The sequence below is a fragment of the Lacipirellula limnantheis genome (genome assembly GCF_007746075.1).
GTDB lineage: Bacteria > Planctomycetota > Planctomycetia > Pirellulales > Lacipirellulaceae > Lacipirellula > Lacipirellula limnantheis.
Genome location: NZ_CP036339.1, coordinates 2,211,341 through 2,228,842, shown reverse-complemented (window position 1 = coordinate 2,228,842; position 17,502 = coordinate 2,211,341). Strand labels below are relative to the sequence as shown.

The 17,502-nt window shown below is 61.6% G+C and carries 15 protein-coding genes; 5 read left to right on the top strand and 10 right to left on the bottom strand.

Annotated elements, in window-relative coordinates:
• Positions 1–121 precede the first annotated feature (121 nt).
• From I41_RS08720 to I41_RS08680, 9 genes are all read right to left on the bottom strand, one after another.
• Complete coding sequence (locus I41_RS08720) at positions 122–1,336, bottom strand: NupC/NupG family nucleoside CNT transporter (RefSeq protein ID WP_145432179.1); 1,215 nt, start codon at positions 1,334–1,336, stop codon at positions 122–124.
• A gap of 135 nt (positions 1,337–1,471) precedes the next feature.
• On the bottom strand, positions 1,472–2,176 hold the full coding sequence (upp, locus tag I41_RS08715; protein WP_145432178.1) for a uracil phosphoribosyltransferase: 705 nt from the start codon (positions 2,174–2,176) through the stop codon (positions 1,472–1,474).
• Positions 2,177–2,422: 246 nt separating this feature from the next.
• Positions 2,423–3,271 carry a hydrogen peroxide-dependent heme synthase gene (gene hemQ / locus I41_RS08710; protein ID WP_145432177.1) on the bottom strand — a complete coding sequence of 283 codons (849 nt, stop codon included), beginning with the start codon at positions 3,269–3,271 and terminating at the stop codon, positions 2,423–2,425.
• A gap of 111 nt (positions 3,272–3,382) precedes the next feature.
• A complete protein-coding gene (locus I41_RS08705; protein ID WP_145432176.1) occupies positions 3,383–4,006 on the bottom strand; it encodes a nucleotidyl transferase AbiEii/AbiGii toxin family protein in 624 nt (207 codons plus the stop codon).
• A 16-nt stretch (positions 4,007–4,022) separates the two neighbouring features.
• A complete protein-coding gene (locus I41_RS08700) occupies positions 4,023–4,502 on the bottom strand; it encodes a hypothetical protein (RefSeq protein WP_145432175.1) in 480 nt (159 codons plus the stop codon).
• A gap of 22 nt (positions 4,503–4,524) precedes the next feature.
• On the bottom strand, positions 4,525–6,069 hold the full coding sequence (locus I41_RS08695) for a SpoVR family protein (protein ID WP_168206774.1): 1,545 nt from the start codon (positions 6,067–6,069) through the stop codon (positions 4,525–4,527).
• 185 nt (positions 6,070–6,254) lie between these two features.
• Positions 6,255–7,358 (bottom strand): DUF444 family protein, encoded by a 1,104-nt coding sequence (locus tag I41_RS08690; RefSeq protein ID WP_145432174.1) that lies wholly within the window; start codon positions 7,356–7,358, stop codon positions 6,255–6,257.
• Positions 7,359–7,422: 64 nt separating this feature from the next.
• Positions 7,423–9,471, bottom strand: a complete 2,049-nt coding sequence (locus I41_RS08685) for a PrkA family serine protein kinase (RefSeq protein WP_145432173.1) — start codon at positions 9,469–9,471, stop codon at positions 7,423–7,425.
• 344 nt (positions 9,472–9,815) lie between these two features.
• Positions 9,816–10,004 carry a hypothetical protein gene (locus I41_RS08680; RefSeq protein WP_145432172.1) on the bottom strand — a complete coding sequence of 63 codons (189 nt, stop codon included), beginning with the start codon at positions 10,002–10,004 and terminating at the stop codon, positions 9,816–9,818.
• Positions 10,005–10,529: 525 nt separating this feature from the next.
• On the opposite strand from I41_RS08680, the gene I41_RS08675 reads away from it, so the two are divergent.
• Complete coding sequence (locus tag I41_RS08675) at positions 10,530–12,089, top strand: DUF6666 family protein (protein ID WP_145432171.1); 1,560 nt, start codon at positions 10,530–10,532, stop codon at positions 12,087–12,089.
• A 147-nt stretch (positions 12,090–12,236) separates the two neighbouring features.
• Complete coding sequence (locus I41_RS08670) at positions 12,237–12,503, top strand: hypothetical protein (protein WP_145432170.1); 267 nt, start codon at positions 12,237–12,239, stop codon at positions 12,501–12,503.
• Between the two features lie 15 nt (positions 12,504–12,518).
• Here the strand turns inward: I41_RS08670 and I41_RS08665 are convergent, their stop codons facing one another.
• On the bottom strand, positions 12,519–13,790 hold the full coding sequence (locus I41_RS08665; protein WP_168206773.1) for a PDZ domain-containing protein: 1,272 nt from the start codon (positions 13,788–13,790) through the stop codon (positions 12,519–12,521).
• A 143-nt stretch (positions 13,791–13,933) separates the two neighbouring features.
• Between I41_RS08665 and I41_RS08660 the strand changes: the two genes are divergently transcribed.
• The 3 genes from I41_RS08660 (at position 13,934) to I41_RS08650 (ending at position 17,426) form a co-directional block, all read left to right on the top strand.
• A complete protein-coding gene (locus I41_RS08660) occupies positions 13,934–15,058 on the top strand; it encodes a Gfo/Idh/MocA family oxidoreductase (RefSeq protein ID WP_145432168.1) in 1,125 nt (374 codons plus the stop codon).
• Between the two features lie 155 nt (positions 15,059–15,213).
• Positions 15,214–15,696 carry a hypothetical protein gene (locus I41_RS08655; RefSeq protein ID WP_145432167.1) on the top strand — a complete coding sequence of 161 codons (483 nt, stop codon included), beginning with the start codon at positions 15,214–15,216 and terminating at the stop codon, positions 15,694–15,696.
• Between the two features lie 317 nt (positions 15,697–16,013).
• Positions 16,014–17,426, top strand: a complete 1,413-nt coding sequence (locus I41_RS08650; RefSeq protein WP_246133839.1) for a trypsin-like peptidase domain-containing protein — start codon at positions 16,014–16,016, stop codon at positions 17,424–17,426.
• Positions 17,427–17,502: the final 76 nt, after the last annotated feature.

Sequence of the window (17,502 nt, the reverse complement as noted above, 5' to 3'; positions counted from 1 at the left end):
TACCGCAGGATCAGAGGACGACTAGGGCCGCCGAAGCGCCAGGCCATCACCAACTTACTTCTTGCATCGTGACTTCTTCGCGTCTTCGTGCCTTGGCGGTTAGGTATTCAAGGCAGCCGACTCAAAGGAGCATACCCGCGATGCAGGCCGTCATGAAATTCGCGAGCGCTCCGCCGATCATCGCGCGCAGGCCGAGCTTGGCAAGGTCGCGCTGCCGCTCGGGAGCCATGCCGCCGATGCCGCCGATTTGGATGCCGATGGAACTGAAGTTCGCAAACCCGCAGAGGGCATAGGTCATGATTACCTGGGTGCGCTCGCTGAGCGTCACGCCCCCCTCCCCTTTGATCCATTCGCTGAATCGGCCATAAGCGACGAACTCGTTCGCGGCCATTTTGATGCCGAGCAGTTGTCCTGCCGGTGCGCAGTCCTTGGTTTCGATCCCCATCACCCACGCGATCGGCCAGAAGACCCAACCAAAAATCGCCGACAGCGACCACTCCTGGTTGAACCAGCCGCCAACCCAACCGAGCAGTCCGTCGCACAAGGCCAGCAGCGCGAGAAAGGAGATCAACATGGCGCCGACGTTTAATGCGAGCTTCAGGCCCTCGAGCGTACCCATCGACACGGCCTCGACGAGATTCCCCCCCGAGTCGCCCATTTCGAGTTCGACCTTTTCGACTGGTTCGGGCGTTTCCGTTTCAGGGAGCATCACCTTGGCGATGAGCAAACTCGCCGGCGCGGAGAGGACGCTCGCTGTGAGCAAGTGGCCGGCGTCGATGCCCATCCCCTTGTACGCGATAAGGACGCCGCCGGCTGTGGAACCGAAGCCGGGGACCATGATCGCCATCAGTTCCGACTTGGTCATGCGATTGACGTACGGCCGCACCACCAGCGGCGCCTCCGTTTGCCCCAAAAAGATGTTCGCCGCCGCCGCGAGGCTTTCCGGTCCGGTAGTGCCGAGCGTTCGCTGCACGACCCACCCTAGCCCGCGCACAATCCACTGCATGACGCCAACGTAGTAGAGCGCCTGCATTAGCGCCGCGAAGAAGATGATCGACGGCAACACACGGAAGGCGAAGTAATGGTCCTTGAAGTTCTGCCCAAATACGAAGCTCGAGCCGGCGTCGACGCAATCCATCAGCTGATTGAAGACGCCGTCAACGCCGTCAAAAAATGCCTTGCCGGGGTCGGTCTTCAGAATCAGGAAAGCAAAAACTAGTTGCAGCAGCATGCCGCCGAGGACGACGCGCCACGGGAACCGCGTTTTGTGCGAGCTCAGCAGCCACGCGAGGCCTACCATCACGAATAAACCGAGAAAGCTAATCGCGCGTTCCATGAGGCGGCCGGGGTGCAGAAGTCGGAGTGACGGGTAACGGAAGTGAAGTAGACGCCGGCCAGATTGATCGCGGTCCGGCAAATTTGCTCGCGACGCGCCGCCTCAAGCGCCGTCATCGAGCGATGTATTTGAAGACTACTCGTGCGGGTCAAGCGTGTTGAAAATCCGATCACCCGCGTCGCCGAGCCCCGGCACGATGAACTTGTGGGCGTTCAGTTCCGGGTCAATCTGGCAAACATAGATTTGTGCCTCCGGAAATTGAGACGCGACGGCGTCGACGCCCGCTTGCGCGGCAATCAGCGACAGCACCTTTACCTGCGGGACGCCCCATTCGCGGAGGGTCATCAGCGCGGCGGTCGCCGAGCCGCCGGTGGCGAGCATCGGGTCGAGTATCATCGCGACGTCGACGGGACGCTTGGCCGGAAGTTTATCGTAGTAACTCACCGGCTGGGCCGTCGCCTCGTCGCGATAGAGGCCCAGGTGCCAGACCTCGGCCATGGGCAACAGATCGAGCACCGGATCGACCATGCCGAGCCCGGCCCGCAGGATCGGCACGATGCCGATGCGACCCTTGATTTGCACGCCGTCGGCGTCACAGATCGGCGTCGTCACGCGGTAGGGCTGCGTCGGCAGGTCCTGCGTTGCCTCGTAGGCCATCAGGGCCGCCAACCGACGGACCAAACCGCGGAACTCGCTCGGACGGGTCGACTCCCGCCGCATGCGGGTGACATGATGCTCAACCAGCGGATGCCTTACCAAATGAATGCCGCCGCGCCGCGATGCTTTCGCGTCGGAGTGAGCCGCTCCCCCGGCCGATCCCGGTACGGTGGCGCCAGCCATGTGAGTCGATCCTCGCCCTGCCCTAAGAGATGGAAACCCGCGCCGCCGCGGGCTCATTCTAATGTGCTAGCAGGGCAATTGAAAGAATCGGCAGCGGCGACCCGCGAGAAAGTAAGTGGGAGCGAACGTTTCAGACTCGGCGATCGGCAGAGTTTGACGTGCTCGCCGCTAATGACCAATGACGAAATCCGAATGTCGAATGGGCTGCCGCCGACTTCGCATTCGTCATTCTGGCTTCGTCATTCGTCATTTTCCAATCAGGCAGTGATCGAGCATCTCCGCCGCGGTCGAAACGTAGCTGGCGTAGAATGGGCCGAACTCCGCGTAGCGAGCGCTCGCTTCGTCGAACCGCATATGGTAGACGATGTCCTTCAAGTATTCGGGGTTCGTCGCCCAAAGGGTCACGCCCCATTCCCAATCTTCGAGTCCCAGCCCGACCGTAATCAACTGCGAGACTTTCCCGGCGTAGGCCATGCCGCTCTTGGCATGCTCGCTCATCATGTCGTTGCGAACTTCCTTCGGCAGCAGAAACCAGTTCTCACCGACCTTGCGCTTCTTGTTCATCGGGTAGAAGCAGGTGTTCGTGTACGCGGGAAAGTTAGGCGTCAGCCGTTGATGGTTCATGTGAACCAGCCGGTCGGCATAAGCTTTGAGCTTGGTCTCGTACACGGGGCTGCCGGCGGTTTCTCCCTCGGCAACGAGCCGGGCGCCGTACTGTTCGGCGCTCATGACGTACTCGCTGATCTCGGTCATCGAGACGAACGAATAGCCGGGGACGATGGCCGGACCAAGCGGGCCCGTGAGCAACTGTTGATGGACCGCGTCGACGACGAGCGGATCGGGATCCATCGCCATCAGACCGAAGTCGGCCTTGGCTCCGCTGACGATCGAGGTCTGCAAGCGAATCGGGCCGCCTTCACGGGCAGGATCGAGCGTGGAGATCAACGCGGTTCGACCCTCGGCGACTTGCGCCGGGGGCATGTCCGCCAGACGATCGCGATTCCACGTGTAATAGAAGTGGCTGCAATGCCATCCACCGTCGATCGGTTGGCGAGTAGATTCCGTGGGCTGGGTCGCAGCGGAAGGACGATGCATGGCGAGTGGCGCGGAGGTGAAAAAGCCGTCGAAGGAGGTCAAAGTCAATTCGCATGGTACCAGAATCGCCCTCGGAGGTTTAGGGATGGAACGACAGGCACTCCTTTGCCATCAAAACTCGTCTTGGCGCTCTTGCTGCGCCGCTTGCCACAGACTCTCAAACGAACCCTGCAGGGATGGATCGAGCTTCTCGGCAAAATCGCGAGGAAGCTGCAGGGCTCGTATCAACTCTTGAACGTCGGCGAGATCTTTCACTCTCCCGGGATCTTTTCCCGAAGCGAGCTTCAACTGAATCATCGCTTGCAGGTCGACGATGCGCACGCCGTCCCGCTCAATAGATACGTCGCCCGGCGCAGGGAACGCGACGGGGCCTGGCTTACCATCACCAGGGAACTGCCCCGTCACCAAGAAGTCGATCTTCACGCGAGTGTCGGCGTCGCGAAGGTTCTTGCTCTTCTCAAAGGGCCGAATGTAACCGCGGCCTTCGAGCCGTTCGTGAATTACCGCGAGACCCTCGGGCGTCACCAGCACGTCGACGTCTTCAGTGAAGCGGCGATAACCGTGAAAGAACAGCGCCATGCCGCCGGCAATGGCATAGTCGACCCCCAGATCGTCAAGTCGCGCGGCGATGTTGCGAAGCGTCTTGTGAACAGCGTTGTTCCCCTCAAAGTGCATGCTTCCCTCATTCAAAGCCCAATTGAGGTCCTGATTCAACAACGCTTCGTACGTTTGCATCGATTCCACGGCCTCCTTAGATACCATCCACCGTCGCGGCGAAGTCGTCGATTAACCTGCCGATCACCTCGTGTGTCAAGGCCGCCGGGACGCGGAGGCGGGGCTGCCCCGGTTGCTTTTCGAAGCGGCAGAGGGCGATCGAACCGCCGCGGCGCAGGAGCAGCTCGTAGTAGCGGCTGGCGTTGTCGTCGCGCTGGGGCGGATTGCTCCGCATCTGGACGCTGCAGCCTTGCGAGTCGGTTTCGATCGGGGCGATAGGTTCGAGCAAATAGTTCACGCGCTGGGCCAACGCTTGGCTCGCCGTCTGGAGTTGTACAACGCTCGCCGAGGCCAGCTCAGCTGTTTCAAGCGTCAACTCGTCAATCGTCGCGGCAAGGGGATCGCACTGCAGCGCGCGGCAATGAATCGTGCGCACCCCGGCGGAGAGGGCAAATGATTGAGGGCCCTGCCCCGCGGCATGGAGGAGTTCAGCGAGCAATTGCGAGGAGAGACTCATGCGGCTTTGCGGTAGGTGCGAATCAAGTAATGGCGTCGAGATCGGGCACGTCGACCGGATCTCCTTTCTCAATCTCGTGGTGCTTGCCGTCGAATGAAATGACGGCGCGGGCATTCTCAAGCACTGTTTCAATGTGAACTGGTCTCGTCCAAAGGCGTTCGAGGTTGCGGAGCGCGTCGACGGCGTAATCCGTCAGCAGTTCCACTCCGCTAAAATCATGCCGAAGGTAAAGCTCCCCACGGTTGCGGTAATTGCCGTCGACGACGGTGATGATCGGCCGCCCGCGATTGGTGAGGCTTTGCAATAGCTGCTGCTTTACCTTGGGAAACTCGCGGCTTTCAATCTCATAGGCTTCGCTGCCCGGGTTGTAGCCAAACCTGAACAGTTTGTGGTCACGGACGAAATCGAGCGTCAGGAACTCGTCGATGAATGTCAGATCGTTGTGAATGCGGCGAACCTCGAAGATCTTTTTGCGGCCAAGTCCCGCGCCAGTGTCCCAGCGGCGGCGCTGCTGGACGTCGTCGCACTCGTCGTACTCGCGGCCGAAGGCGCCGCGGTTCCAGCGGTCTTCGATATCGCGGAAGAGCTCGATGCCGACTTTGTACGGATTGAGCTGCGTCGGCGAGCTCGCCATCGTGCCGCTGTGGTGGTCGGCGTAGTTGATGACGTCGACCGCGGTGACCGCGTCGTTGATCATGATCGTCGAGTGCCAGAAGCTGGCCCAACCTTCGTTCATGATCTTCGTTTGCGCCTGCGGGGCGAAGTAATACGATTCATCACGGATGATCGAGAGCACGTCGGCTTGCCACGGTTCGAGCGGCGCATGTTCGAGCACGAATAGCAGCACGTCGCGCTCGGGTCGTTCGGGGATGCGGCGAGCGGCGCTCTTGTCAGGGCCGTCGAACTGCTTGCTCAGCATCACCTCGCGCGGGTTCACGAACGAATCCATGTAGTCTTTCGACTGGTACCGCGGCGGGCGATTCCGTTCGGCCTCCTTCGGCTCCTCGCTCCCAAAACGGTCGTCAGCCCGTTTCTCACGCCGCTGGATGAACGGCGAATAGATATCGATGAGGTCTTCGACGCTTAGGCAGGCGTCGATGAAATCTTCGACCTCTTCGACGCCGACCAAGTCCATATAGCGGCGAATCCGCGTGCCATGGTTCGCCATGTCGTCCATCATTTTGCGATTGGTCTGGGCAAACCAATCGTTGTTCTTGAAGAAATCGCAATGGCCGTAGACGTGAGCCATCACGAGCTTCTGATCGATCGCCGCATTCGAGCGCATCAAGTAGGCGTAACACGGATTGTTGTTGATCACCATTTCGTAGATCTTCTGCAATCCGTAGTGGTACCCCTTGGCGAGTTGCTCGTACTCCATCCCGAACCGCCAGTGAGGATAGCGCGTCGGGAACCCGCCGCGGGCGGCGATCGCGTTGAGCTCGTCGGCGTCGATCAACTCAAAAATCGTCGGGTAGAAATCGAGCCCGTAGCGCAGCGCATGGGCCTCGATCTCGACCTGCATCGCGGCGAGCTCAGGCGTCAAGTTGCTGGCGGGGCCCATCGACATGTTATTTGCGTTATGAAATGCTAACCACGAAGACACAAAGGCACTAAGAGAAGCACGAAGTAAAGCAAGTTGTGCTGAAGGCTTTAGTCAAACTCATCGACTGTTGTTGATAGCTCTGAAATACAACTTCACTTGCATTTTCTCTTCGTGTGTTTCTTAGTGCCTTTGTGTCTTCGTGGTTAATCCTATTTCCCCTTCCCCAAAAACTTCCGAATCGACTCGTAAATCGCATCCTTGTCTGCGATCTCCGACAGCACCAGCTTCTCATTCTCGCCGAAATGTTTTTCTAGCGCGTCGATAAAGTCGCCGCTACCGTACGGGCTTTCGACTTGGCCGTAGCAAAAGAGATTCGAAGCGGGAATCAACTTCTCGCCAAGCAATTCGAACGCCTTGCGATTATCGTCGCCCCAGTTGTCGCCATCGGAGAACTGGAAGCAGTAGATGTTCCAATCGGCGACGGGGAACGACGCGTCGATGATCTCCGCCGCCGTTTTGTACGCCGAGCTGATTCGCGTACCGCCGCTTTCGCGAGTGTGGTAGAAGGTCTGTTCGTCGACTTCCTTCGCCACCGCGTCGTGGATGATGTACCGCTTCTCGACGCCCTTGTATTGCTTGCCGAGCCAGGCATCAATCCAGAACGCTTCGGTGCGGACGATCTCCTTTTGCTCATCTGTCATCGAGCCGGAGACGTCCATCATGTAGATCACCGCCGCGTTCACCTGCGGCTGGGGCACGTCGTTCCAGGAGCGATACTGCTTGTCGGGTCGCACGGGGATGACGCGCGGATCCTCGATCTCGTAGCTGCCCGTGGAAATCTGTCGCTTGAGCGCGCGCAGATAAGTGCGCCGCAGATGGCGGAGCGACTCCGGCCCCGTTTGCCGAATGCTGTTGTACTTAGTCTTCTCCGCTTCGATGCTCGCGGCGCCTTTCGGCTTGATGCGAGGCAATTCCAACTCGTCCCCGAGCATCTGCGCGAGTTCGTCGAGCGAGACCTCGACTTCGAGGTAGTGCCCGCCGCCGGGATCGCTGCCGGCGCCCCCCGCCCCGTCAGGTCCCTGTCCCGGCTTGCCCAGCGCATCGCCGACTTCACCGTCCCCTTGCCCGACGCCGCCGGAGCCGTTCTTACCGAACTTGAACCGCGGAACGTCGAGCTGTGGGACAGGAATACTGACGAGATCGCGACCCTTCCGGCCGATCATCTCGCCATGGGTGATGTACTTGCGCAGATTGTCGCGGATCCGGCCGCGAACGATCTGCTTGAATCGGCGTTGGTCGCGTTCGATGTCCATCAAGTCGGTACTCTATGCGGACCCTGCGGAGTACCTCAGGGTGACAGGGTTCTGTGCATAGTCACTACTTCTCCTTCGCATCACCGCGAGCAAAAATGCTCGCAACGTAGTTGAGTACGTCCGTGGCGCTTTCGTCGTCGTAGCCGTAGTCGCGAATCAAGCGGCCCTTCACGACGTCGATCTTCTGCTGCGTTTCGGCGTCGACGACGTTCGACACGAGACTCGTCAGCTTGATCGAATCCTTCTGGTCTTCAAACAGCTTCAGTTCAAGCGCCTTGTTCAGCCGCTCATTGGTCTTGTAGTCGAACTTCTTACCGTCGATTGACAGGGCGCCGATGTAGTTCATGATCTCCCGGCGGAAGTCATCTTTGCGACTCTCGGGGATGTCGATCTTGTCCTCGATCGACCGCATCAGCCGTTCATCCGGCTCTTCGTACTGGCCAGTGAAGGAGTTGCGCACCTTCTCACGTTGCGTGTACGCCTTGATGTTGTCGATGTAGTTGCCGCAGAGCCGCGACAGGGCCGCCTCGTCGGCGGCAATGGCGCGTTGAACCTCGTTCTTGACGATGTTCGTATATTCTTCCTTCACCACGCCGAGGAGCTCGCGAAACTGGTGTTTCGTCTCTTCGTGCGTGATCAGACTGTGATGCTTGAGCCCAGCCTCGAGTTCATTCAGCACCATGAACGGGTTGATCGAACGAGCTTCGGGATGGGCGACCAGGGCGTTGGAAAGCTTGTCCTGCACGTAACGGGGCGAGATGCCGACAAGGCCTTCGCTCGTCGCCTGATCACGCAATTCGGCGATGTTTTCCTCGGTGAACCCGGGAAGCGACTTGCCGTTGTAGAGCTTCAGCTTTTGTAAGCGAGAAAGTCCCGCGTGCTTCGGCTCTTCGAGCCGCGTGAGGATCGCCCACATCGCCGCCATTTCGATTGTGTGGGGGGCGATATGCTTGTTCGGCACCGTCCGCGCGTTGTAATCCTTCTCGTAAATCTTGATCTCGTTCTCGAGCGTCGTGACGTACGGGATGTCGATCTTCACCGTCCGGTCGCGGAGGGCCTCCATGAATTCGTTGTTCTGCAGCCGACGATACTCCGGCTCGTTCGTGTGGCCGATAATCACCTCGTCGATGTCGGTCTGCGCGAACTTCTTCGGCTTGATCCGATGCTCTTGGCTGGCGCCGAGAAGATCGTACAGGAACGCCACGTCGAGCTTCAGCACTTCGACGAACTCGATAATGCCACGGTTGGCGATGTTGAATTCGCCGTCGAAGTTGAAGGCCCGCGGATCGCTATCGCTGCCATAGACGGCGATTTTCCGGTAGTTAATGTCGCCGGTCAGTTCTGTGGCGTCTTGGTTCTTCTCGTCCTTCGGCTGGAAAGTGCCGACGCCGATGCGATCCTTCTCGCTCAGAATGAGCCGCTTGATCCGGACGTCTTGCACCACCCGGGTCCAGTCGCCGTCGTATTTTTTCAGCCGGTGCTGATACATGAAGCGGCAGAAGGGATCGAGTTCGCCGCGGATGCGAACCTTAAAGTCGTCCTCGCCGCGTCCCGCGTTCAGCTTGGCCAGTACGTCGTCGCGAAAGCGCTCCGGGATGAGGTGAAGCGGCTCCTCGTTCATCGGGCACCAGTGGACCTCTTCGGGGTCTTCCTCATCGACCCAGCCCATGGTGTAGAGAGCGCCCGCGTCGGTAGCGGAGTAGCGTTCGAGCCCCTGTTTCAGCAGCCGTACGATCGTACTCTTGCTGCTGCCGACCGGGCCGTGGAGCAATAGCACGCGTTTTTCGATGCCGTATTCGTAAGCGGCGCTTTTCAGGGCGTTCACCAGATCGTGCAGCGGCCCGCGGAGTCCGTAGACTGCGTCGTGACCATCGTGATCGGGGTCGTCGAAGAAGCGGTAGCTGTACTCCTTCTCACGATTGCGGTCGCTGACGTCGACCCCGTACGACAAGATCATGTCGTACAGCCGCTGGTACGCGGTGCGAGTCACCTCGGGGTGATCCCGGACGATGTCGAGGTATTCCTCGAAGGTGCCGACCCAATTCTTGCGGCGGAACTGGTCGCGATCCTGTCGCTCGGAAACGAGCGAAATAATTTCGCTGCCTTTAGTCATTGCCATGCTCCCTGCCGGCGGCGACCCGATTGTCTCGTGGCTAGGCGGTACGCGAGTCGCGCTGGCGGCGTGATGTCCTGGAACGTATTGTAGATTTGGATGATGTAAATGGATGACACAGCCAAGAGGCTGCGGGTGAAGCGGGCGCGTTGAAAATGTTCGCAAAGTTCGGTGGAGAACTCAGCGGCTGGGGATGCCGCGTGAACGAACGAACCAGGTTCACTGCTCTGAACCAACGTCTGCTCGAGTAGCGGCGGCGCGAAGCAGCACGGCCACGAAAGCGCGGAAGCCACGTGGACGGCGGGATGCTACATTCGCACCAAGGAAAGGCGTCGCCAGAGAGGCTAACGCTCGTGCCCGAAATGCCTGCGCTGCACGCTACAAGAGCGGAAGTTGGCAAAGAGCAGCGAACCTTCGTCGCCGGCGCCATACCAGGGCGCCGACAGCGAAGCGGGACGAACCCGCAGGTCGAATCGCTCCAAAGAACTCTTCTCTGCTTCCAGTATCAGCACAATCTGAACGACTGGCAACATCGAGTTCTCGGATTTGCTGGGGTTTTGTTCACCGGCGGCGCCGGAGTCGTCCCCTAAGTGCTTGATGCGGCGCTCTTTCGCTAGGTCTGCGGATTCACGCCAGGGCGTTTTCAGGGACTAGAAGGAATGTGCTTGCCGCCCAGCGTTCTGAAACTGGACACTGCCTTGATGAGTCAAATTGCATTATCAGCGGAAGGGCGGCGCGGGGGGGCGTCGACGGCAACTGGGTAATTTTTCATCGAAAGCTCAAGCCGCATGGCTGGTTATGAGTTTCGGTGCAGGGCTGCTAGCAGTCGTGGATCAGTTCTTGAGAAAAAGTTCCGATTACGCCGACTTTGCTGAAAGTATGGCCTCCACCCGGTCGATACCACCTCTACGCGTTGATTCCCGGGGGGGCTCCCGAGACGCGGCCCTGCGTCAACTTCCCAATGATCTCGATCTGATCGAGAGAATTGGCAAGCTGGGCCGAGTCGAGAACCAAGGCGGCGGCGGCGAGCAATCGCTACCCCCGCGGGATTCGAGTCCATGAAATCTCCCCGCTTGATCTGCAGCCAAGTCGCCCGGACGTTACTCTTCACCGCCCCGCTCTGGCTGACGCCTGCCATCGGCGCCGCCGAGGGGATCCAGTTCCGCAAGCCAGGCGCTGTCACGACGCCTGCGAGCGGCGCACTGCCATTTCGCCGCGCGGCGTCGGCAGACGCCGTTGTCACTGGCCCGAAGACCGACGCAGACCGCCCCACGTCGGCCCTTGTTGCGGCCTCTCCCAACGCGTTGACAGCCACCCCGACGTTGCAGCAAGTCGCCAAGCCGCTCGCGACTCAACCACGTCCAACCGCAGTCGTCGAGCAGGCGCCGGCCAAGAGCTCGGCGCGCCCGGTGTTTGCTCAGCCGGCGTCCGCCGCTGCGATTGCGGCGGCGAGCGTCGAGCCAGCCGCCTATTCCACGGTCAACCGTTCGCAGCTGCGTAACTTTGAAGCCCTCGACTACAACGAGCCGTTGCTCGGTCCGCCGATCGAGCGGCAACAGGAGCTCTACGCTCCCGCCGGCTACTGCGCCGACTGCAACGACCCGGCGTGCGGCATCCAAGAACCAACCTGTGGTTGCGGCGAGGCCACCTGCGGCATCTGCGAGCCAGGGTGCGGCATCGAACCGGGCTGCGGGTATGTTGAGCCCGGGTGCGGCGTCGAGGCTGGTTGCGGCATGGAACCGGCATGCGGCATGGAGGGATGCGTCGACTGCGGAGACGTCGCATGCGGCAGTCGCGTGAACCGCGGCTCCGATTATTGGTGCTTCCCTGTCTGTCTCCCGCGCTTCCGCGACCTCTCGGTGTGGGGCGGCGTCCATGGCTTCAAGGGTCCTCGCGACGCCCCCCTCTTCGGCGGGTCGGGCGACGGTAACTTCGGCTTCCAAGAAGGCTTAAACTTCGGCGGTAAGACGCCGTTGATTGGACTGTTGTTCCCCGGTCTCAGCTACCAGGCAGGCTTCCAGGCAGTCCAGAGCCACCTCTCGGGCACCTCAGGCGGCGTGACCAACAGCCGTGAACAAGATTTTGTGACGATTGGCTTCTTCCGGCGCGTGCCGGCCGGCGTGCAGTTCGGCGCCGCCTGGGACTACATGAACGACAACTGGATTACTCAAGGCGACTTCCAGCAGGTCCGCTATGAAATCAGCATCAAGAGCCAACGCGGCCGCGAGTTCGGCTTCACCGGTTCCACTCACACCAATACGACGGCGATCGGCGCGTTCGACTTCCAGGCCGTCGACCAGTACCGGTTGTTTTTCCGCTGCAGCCATCGGGCGGCCGACCTCCGTTTTTGGGGCGGATTCACCAACGACAACGAAGGCATCCTGGGCGCCGACTGCTACGTTCCGTTCAACGATCGCTGGTCGCTTCAAACCGGGTTCAATTACATCATTCCCGACGGCCAATCGGGCGTCGTGGGCGCCCGAGAAGAGGCCTGGAATATCGGCACGAATCTCGTCTGGCACTACGGGCGCGGAGCCACCGAGGCGCGCACCAACCCGCACCGACCGCTGTTCAACATCGCCGACAATGGCGTGATGGTGATCGACCAGAAGCCGTAGGCGAGCCATCCTCACTCCGGCAGATTGCGGTCGCCCGTGATTTCGCCGTCAGCAGAGCAATTGGCGGGGCAAGGCGGGCAAAGGCTGCGTAGAATGCTCGACAAACCCGACTTGAAATCGCCACGCTTCCAATATTGGTAAATAGCCATGCAGACCATTGAATCGCATTGGGACGATGCCGTGAACAATCGCCGCGTCGCCTTTTCCGCCCATCTCAAGCGCAGCGGCGACGCCGTGGAAATTCAAGCGATCACGCCCAAACAGGTGACGTTTCTGTGCCCCAAGTCGAGAAGCGAGCTCCGCACAATCGGCGTTTGGACCGAAAAGGGCCGTGAGATGCTCGCCCATCAACTGCGCACGAGCGGTCACCTCACCGAGTTGGAACGCAAGATCGAAACCGGGCTTGCCGTATAACGAGCGGCTGCGAAGCTAACGCGGCAGCGCCGGATCAACTGGTCCGGGCGTGATCGGCCTTGGCGGGCCGATCGGCAGGCGCTCGATCTGCACTCGCGGCATGGCGCGCCGCGGAACGGGGCCCGGAATCGGACCGAACAGTCCCTGCGCCGTCGCCGGCGCATCGGGCTGCGCCTGCACGGGGCCGACGTCTTCGCCCCAGGCGTCGAACGTGACTTTCGCGGTGCGCGTCTCGGCGCCCCGCCGAAACTTGATTTCGACCGTGTCACCGACCTTGCACTTCCCGATTTCACCCGTCAAGGCATTGAAATCTTCCGTCGGCTTCCCCGTGTCGATGGGCTTGCCGTTGAACTCAATGATCCGATCATGAACGACGAGCCCCGCCTTGGCTGCCGGGCTGTTCGGCACGATCTCAATGGCATCGATGCCGCGAATCCCTAACCGGGCCGGGCCGCGAACTTCCACAACGGTGTTGGGCAACTTTTCACGCGACTTCGCGACGAGTTCCGGCGTCATCGACAGCCCGTACAGCTCGAGGCGGCGGACGCCGCCGAACTCCTCCAATTGCGGCAGCGCTTCGTCGCCCAGAGGGGCCGACCACAGGCTGACGGTCGTCGCGCGGCGGATGTCGGCGATGTGCTTCAAGCCATCGACGCCCCCTTTCCATTCTTTGCCTAGAACGACATGCAGCGGCGAGCCGTCGCCCCCGATCATTCCGTAAGAGCGGTCCACGTCGACGTGGCCGCCCAGTTCAACGACGGCCTCGATCGCGGCGATCTCGCGCAACACCGCCAGCCTCCGTTGCGCGTCGGCTGCTTCGACGGGACGGTTGACCAGTGCCGCAATCTTCTCGAGGGCAAGTCGGTTGAGCGGCTTCTCGGTCGAGTCGGCCCACTTCCACAAGACGTTCACCGCTCGCGTTGAACTCTCCAGACTGCCGCTGGCCGCCACCTGAGCGGTGAGTTCCAGTGCCGGAGCGCCAATCTTTGTCAGCCGCCGTTGGGCGGCCTGCCGGACCGCATATTGGTCGTCGTCGAGCTGGCGAATAGCCTCGGCAAGTTCGTGCGAGACCACTGGGGCAGGCGTAGTAGCTGCCGCGACATTCGAGTCAGTGCTGGGAGTGAGTGGATCCGAGGCCGGATCTGTCTCGGCTGCAGTTGCCGGCGGGCCCGCGGGGACGGGCTCTTGCGCCCGGAGATCGCCATTCAAGCCGATGCCGGCGGCGGCACACCCAGCGCCAGCCGCCAGCAACCAACTTCGCAAGCGGATGGAGGCGATTCCCTTCATAGTCATATCCGTTGCAGCGGGCAGCCTGCGAGACTCGTCTTGGGCCGCAAGACTCGTTGCGACCCGACCCTCCATTGTACCACGTCGCGACGATCCAACAGCCCTAGTTGTTGGGTCGCGACGCGTAGATTAGGCTGCCGAGCATGAGATTTGCCCTCCTTGGCGGCGACGCCGAAAGCCTACCGTTAGCCGCGGCCGCGGTGGCGGCCGGTCACGAATTGACGTGGCAGGGCGATATTTCCCGCGCCGATCGTGAAGCGTTCGCTTGGCTGGCCGAAGTCGACGCAGCGGAGGAATGGGAAGACTTGCTGATTGCCGAAACTGCCGACGCCATACTCATCGGCCGTGGTGCGTGCGGCGCCGACCTGCGCGCGCGACAGGTGCAGGAATTGGCCCGCCTCGGTCGGCCGATGCTTGTCACCTTCCCTCTGTTCGACTCGGTGCTGACCTACTTCGAAGTCGACATGTCGCGCACCGAAGGGGGTGCCATCCTGCAGTATTACAACCCGCTGCGCGAAGTCCCGGCAGTCGCTGCGACGCTCGGCTGGATTGCCCAGGGGCATCCCCAATTCGGCCGCGTGGAGCAGATCACGGCAACGCGAACCCTGCGCGACCGCTCGCGCGAACAAGTGTTACGAAGCTTTGCTCCAGACGTCGATCTCTTGTCGTACGTCGCCGGCAAACTCAACCGCCTCGGGGCCCACGCGGCAACTGGCAACGACGCCGATTACTCAGCCCTCAGCGTGCAACTGCTCGGCGCGGCGGAACTGCCGGTGCGCTGGCACGTGGAACCTCCGGCTGATGCCGAAGGGCTGAACCTCCAATTCATCTGTGAGCGCGGTCGGGAAACGATCAGGTTTGATTCGCAGAGCGACGTCGGCCAGACTTTGCAGGTCGGGGCTGCCGCAGCGATTGGCCGATTCACAAGCGCGATCGCGGCGCAGGACGCGGCGGCCTCGAACTGGTTACAGGCTCTGCGGGCGATGGAGCTGACCGATTCGATCGAAATCAGCCTCCGGCGCGGCCGCATGATCGACGTGCACGACCAGCAGCTCACCGAGCAACTGGCGTTCAAGGGAACGATGTCGGCGTTCGGCTGCGCGGTGTTGTTGCTGATTATTCCCGGACTCTTGGCGCTCGGCTGGCTTGCTGGCGCCGTTGGCATTCCGCTGGCCGAGTACTGGCCCCATGCGCTGCTCGCGATCCTGACGATTTTTCTCGGCCTGCAGTTCCTGCCCAAACTGCTCTACAAAGCGCCCAAACGCTAAGGCGCGGCAGCCGACGTCGCTCGGCCGAACTCCCCATGTCCGGCGCCGCCAGGCCGCAAGCTCTGCGACTGGCATCATCAACTTTGCGGATTGTATGGAAGTTCTCGCGCACGGCGACCGATGTACCGGTAAGGGAACCGGGGGGTCCTCTCGTCATGTCGTCGCCAAACTTCAAGAGTCTGCGCTCGCTAGCATTGGCGGCGCTTTGCGCTGTGACGGGGTGCGCTTCGGTGCACCGCGACAACTGTGGTTGCGGCGAGTGCGGCGGCTGCCCGATCACGCGCATTGCAGCAGCGACCTACAAGGGAGAGCTGGCCGACGACGTCAACTGTTGTTCGCGCTGCTTCAGCCAGGGTTGCGGCGTCTGCGAGCGATTCGTGCGTCCGGTGACGTGCGGTCCCGAATGCACGACGTGCCGCAGTTGCTGGCTGTTGCCTTTCGGCATCGGCGATAAGTTCCGCGAGAGGCCGACGCCCGGTCCGCCGCCGATGACGATGCGCGTGCCGATGCCGCCCAAGTTCTTGCCCGTACCAACCGAAGACGTCCTCTCGCCAGTGCGCCCCGACGCCCCCGAGCCGCAACGAGGCAACGTCGACATGGGCTGGCGACCGCAAATGACCGTCTCCGGTCACGATTGAGAGCGATCTCACGGCTAAGCAGTCGCCGCTACCGCCCGGTTTGTGACCGGAGGCTTCTCTGTGCGCCACTTGTACAAGTGGAGCACCTTTCGAGGTTGCTCGCCGCCGCCCCCGCGACTCCGTCGCAGCCATTGGCGCCCTGCTAGCGACGGCGACAAACTAGGCGGACTGTACCGGGCCCGGTTATGCCGTTTAAGCGCGTCGTAGGGCTACGCCGATCATCGGTGTGTCACCCGGCCCTGCCGGTCACCTGCTCCGCGCCGCCGATCGCTACCCCAGACAGCGAACGGCTGGCGACCCACATTGGACGACCCGCGATGCCCATCCTGCGCCTGCTCTCCCGCCGCGCCGCTCGCCCCGCTCTATGGCCCCTCGCGTTGGCCGCCAGCATCGGAGCATCCCATCACCGCGCGGCGCTTGCCTCCCCGGCAGACCGCGTGACGCCCATCGTGACCGCCGTGAAAAACTCGGCCCCGGCGGTGGTGAACATTCAGGGGCAAAAGTCGGTCGTTGAACCGCTCGCCGTGGGGCGAACGACGCCTGCCTCCCGCGAAGTCAATGGCATGGGCACCGGCGTCGTCATCGACTCTCGCGGCTACATCCTGACCAATCACCATGTCGTCGACGGCGTCCGGCAAATCAACGTGACGCTTGACGGCGGCCAGGCCTATGTCGCCCAGCTGGTGGCTCACGATCGCGAAACCGATCTCGCGGTGATCCGGATCAAGACCCCGCAACCGCTGCCGACGATCAAACTGGGGACCTCGCAGGATCTCATGACGGGCGAAACGGTGATCGCGCTCGGCAATGCCTACGGCTACGAGCACACCGTGACCTCCGGCATCATCAGTGCGCTCCACCGCAACGTGCAGGTCAATGAGACGCAGCAATATCTCGACCTGATCCAAACCGACGCCAGCATCAATCCGGGCAACTCGGGCGGCCCGCTCATGAACCTGGAAGGCGATATGATCGGCCTGAACGTCGCCGTACGAGCAGGCGCCCAAGGCATCGGCTTCGCTATTCCGGTCGACAAGGCGCTGGAAGTTGCCGCCAAAATGATAAAGGTCGAGAAGCTCGAGAGCTACTGGCACGGCATCACGCCGCTGGCAATCGATGGACCGGCTGGCCCCGTCACCATCGCCCGCGTCGAACGTGACAGCCCGGCGGAACTAGGCGGACTGCAGCGCGGCGACGAGCTAGAGCAAATCGGCACCACGTCCATCGATCGGCCGCTCGACGTCGAGCGGTCGCTGCTGGGACGCCGTCCCGGCGAGCGTGTGCCGGTGCTCGTCCAACGCGACGGGCAACAAGTGGCACTCGACCTCGTCATTGCCGCCAAGTCGGGCCGGACGCGGACTGAGGTCGCGGACGTCGCCGAACCGCAGATGTCGACTTTCCAGCAAGCGACCTGGAACGCCTTCGGTTTGACGCTGGAGCCGGTGCCTGCCGCGGTGCTGCGTGATCGCGGCCTACCGCTCGACGGAGGCATGCGGGTCGTGTCCGTGAAACCGGGAAGTTCCGCCGCCTCGCAAGGCGTCGTGAAGGGCGACATCCTCGTCCAAATCCACCGCTGGTACACCACGAGCGAGGAGGACGTTCAGTTCATCCTCAACCGGGCTGACGCGGTCGCCAAACTCGGCGCCGTCCGGTTTGATATCGTCCGCGGCGGCGAGCGGTTCTTCGGCCAACTCGCCCTCAGCGTCGACGGCGATACGGCGCGTCGGTAAACGACGCTTGCGGCACCGCGAACCGGTGATCAATTGCTGTGCCTTCGTCGTGCGTGCTCCAAGACAACCCAAACGA

What these genes read in the sequence shown, in the direction of transcription:
- I41_RS08720 (WP_145432179.1), bottom strand. Translation starts at nt 1,336, where the DNA reads ATGGAACGCGCGATTAGCTTTCTCGGTTTATTCGTGATGGTAGGCCTC.
- upp (WP_145432178.1), bottom strand. Translation starts at nt 2,176, where the DNA reads ATGGCTGGCGCCACCGTACCGGGATCGGCCGGGGGAGCGGCTCACTCC.
- hemQ (WP_145432177.1), bottom strand. Translation starts at nt 3,271, where the DNA reads ATGCATCGTCCTTCCGCTGCGACCCAGCCCACGGAATCTACTCGCCAA.
- I41_RS08705 (WP_145432176.1), bottom strand. Translation starts at nt 4,006, where the DNA reads ATGCAAACGTACGAAGCGTTGTTGAATCAGGACCTCAATTGGGCTTTG.
- I41_RS08700 (WP_145432175.1), bottom strand. Translation starts at nt 4,502, where the DNA reads ATGAGTCTCTCCTCGCAATTGCTCGCTGAACTCCTCCATGCCGCGGGG.
- I41_RS08695 (WP_168206774.1), bottom strand. Translation starts at nt 6,069, where the DNA reads ATGTCGATGGGCCCCGCCAGCAACTTGACGCCTGAGCTCGCCGCGATG.
- I41_RS08690 (WP_145432174.1), bottom strand. Translation starts at nt 7,358, where the DNA reads ATGGACATCGAACGCGACCAACGCCGATTCAAGCAGATCGTTCGCGGC.
- I41_RS08685 (WP_145432173.1), bottom strand. Translation starts at nt 9,471, where the DNA reads ATGACTAAAGGCAGCGAAATTATTTCGCTCGTTTCCGAGCGACAGGAT.
- I41_RS08680 (WP_145432172.1), bottom strand. Translation starts at nt 10,004, where the DNA reads ATGTTGCCAGTCGTTCAGATTGTGCTGATACTGGAAGCAGAGAAGAGT.
- I41_RS08675 (WP_145432171.1), top strand. Translation starts at nt 10,530, where the DNA reads ATGAAATCTCCCCGCTTGATCTGCAGCCAAGTCGCCCGGACGTTACTC.
- I41_RS08670 (WP_145432170.1), top strand. Translation starts at nt 12,237, where the DNA reads ATGCAGACCATTGAATCGCATTGGGACGATGCCGTGAACAATCGCCGC.
- I41_RS08665 (WP_168206773.1), bottom strand. Translation starts at nt 13,790, where the DNA reads ATGAAGGGAATCGCCTCCATCCGCTTGCGAAGTTGGTTGCTGGCGGCT.
- I41_RS08660 (WP_145432168.1), top strand. Translation starts at nt 13,934, where the DNA reads ATGAGATTTGCCCTCCTTGGCGGCGACGCCGAAAGCCTACCGTTAGCC.
- I41_RS08655 (WP_145432167.1), top strand. Translation starts at nt 15,214, where the DNA reads ATGTCGTCGCCAAACTTCAAGAGTCTGCGCTCGCTAGCATTGGCGGCG.
- I41_RS08650 (WP_246133839.1), top strand. Translation starts at nt 16,014, where the DNA reads ATGCCCATCCTGCGCCTGCTCTCCCGCCGCGCCGCTCGCCCCGCTCTA.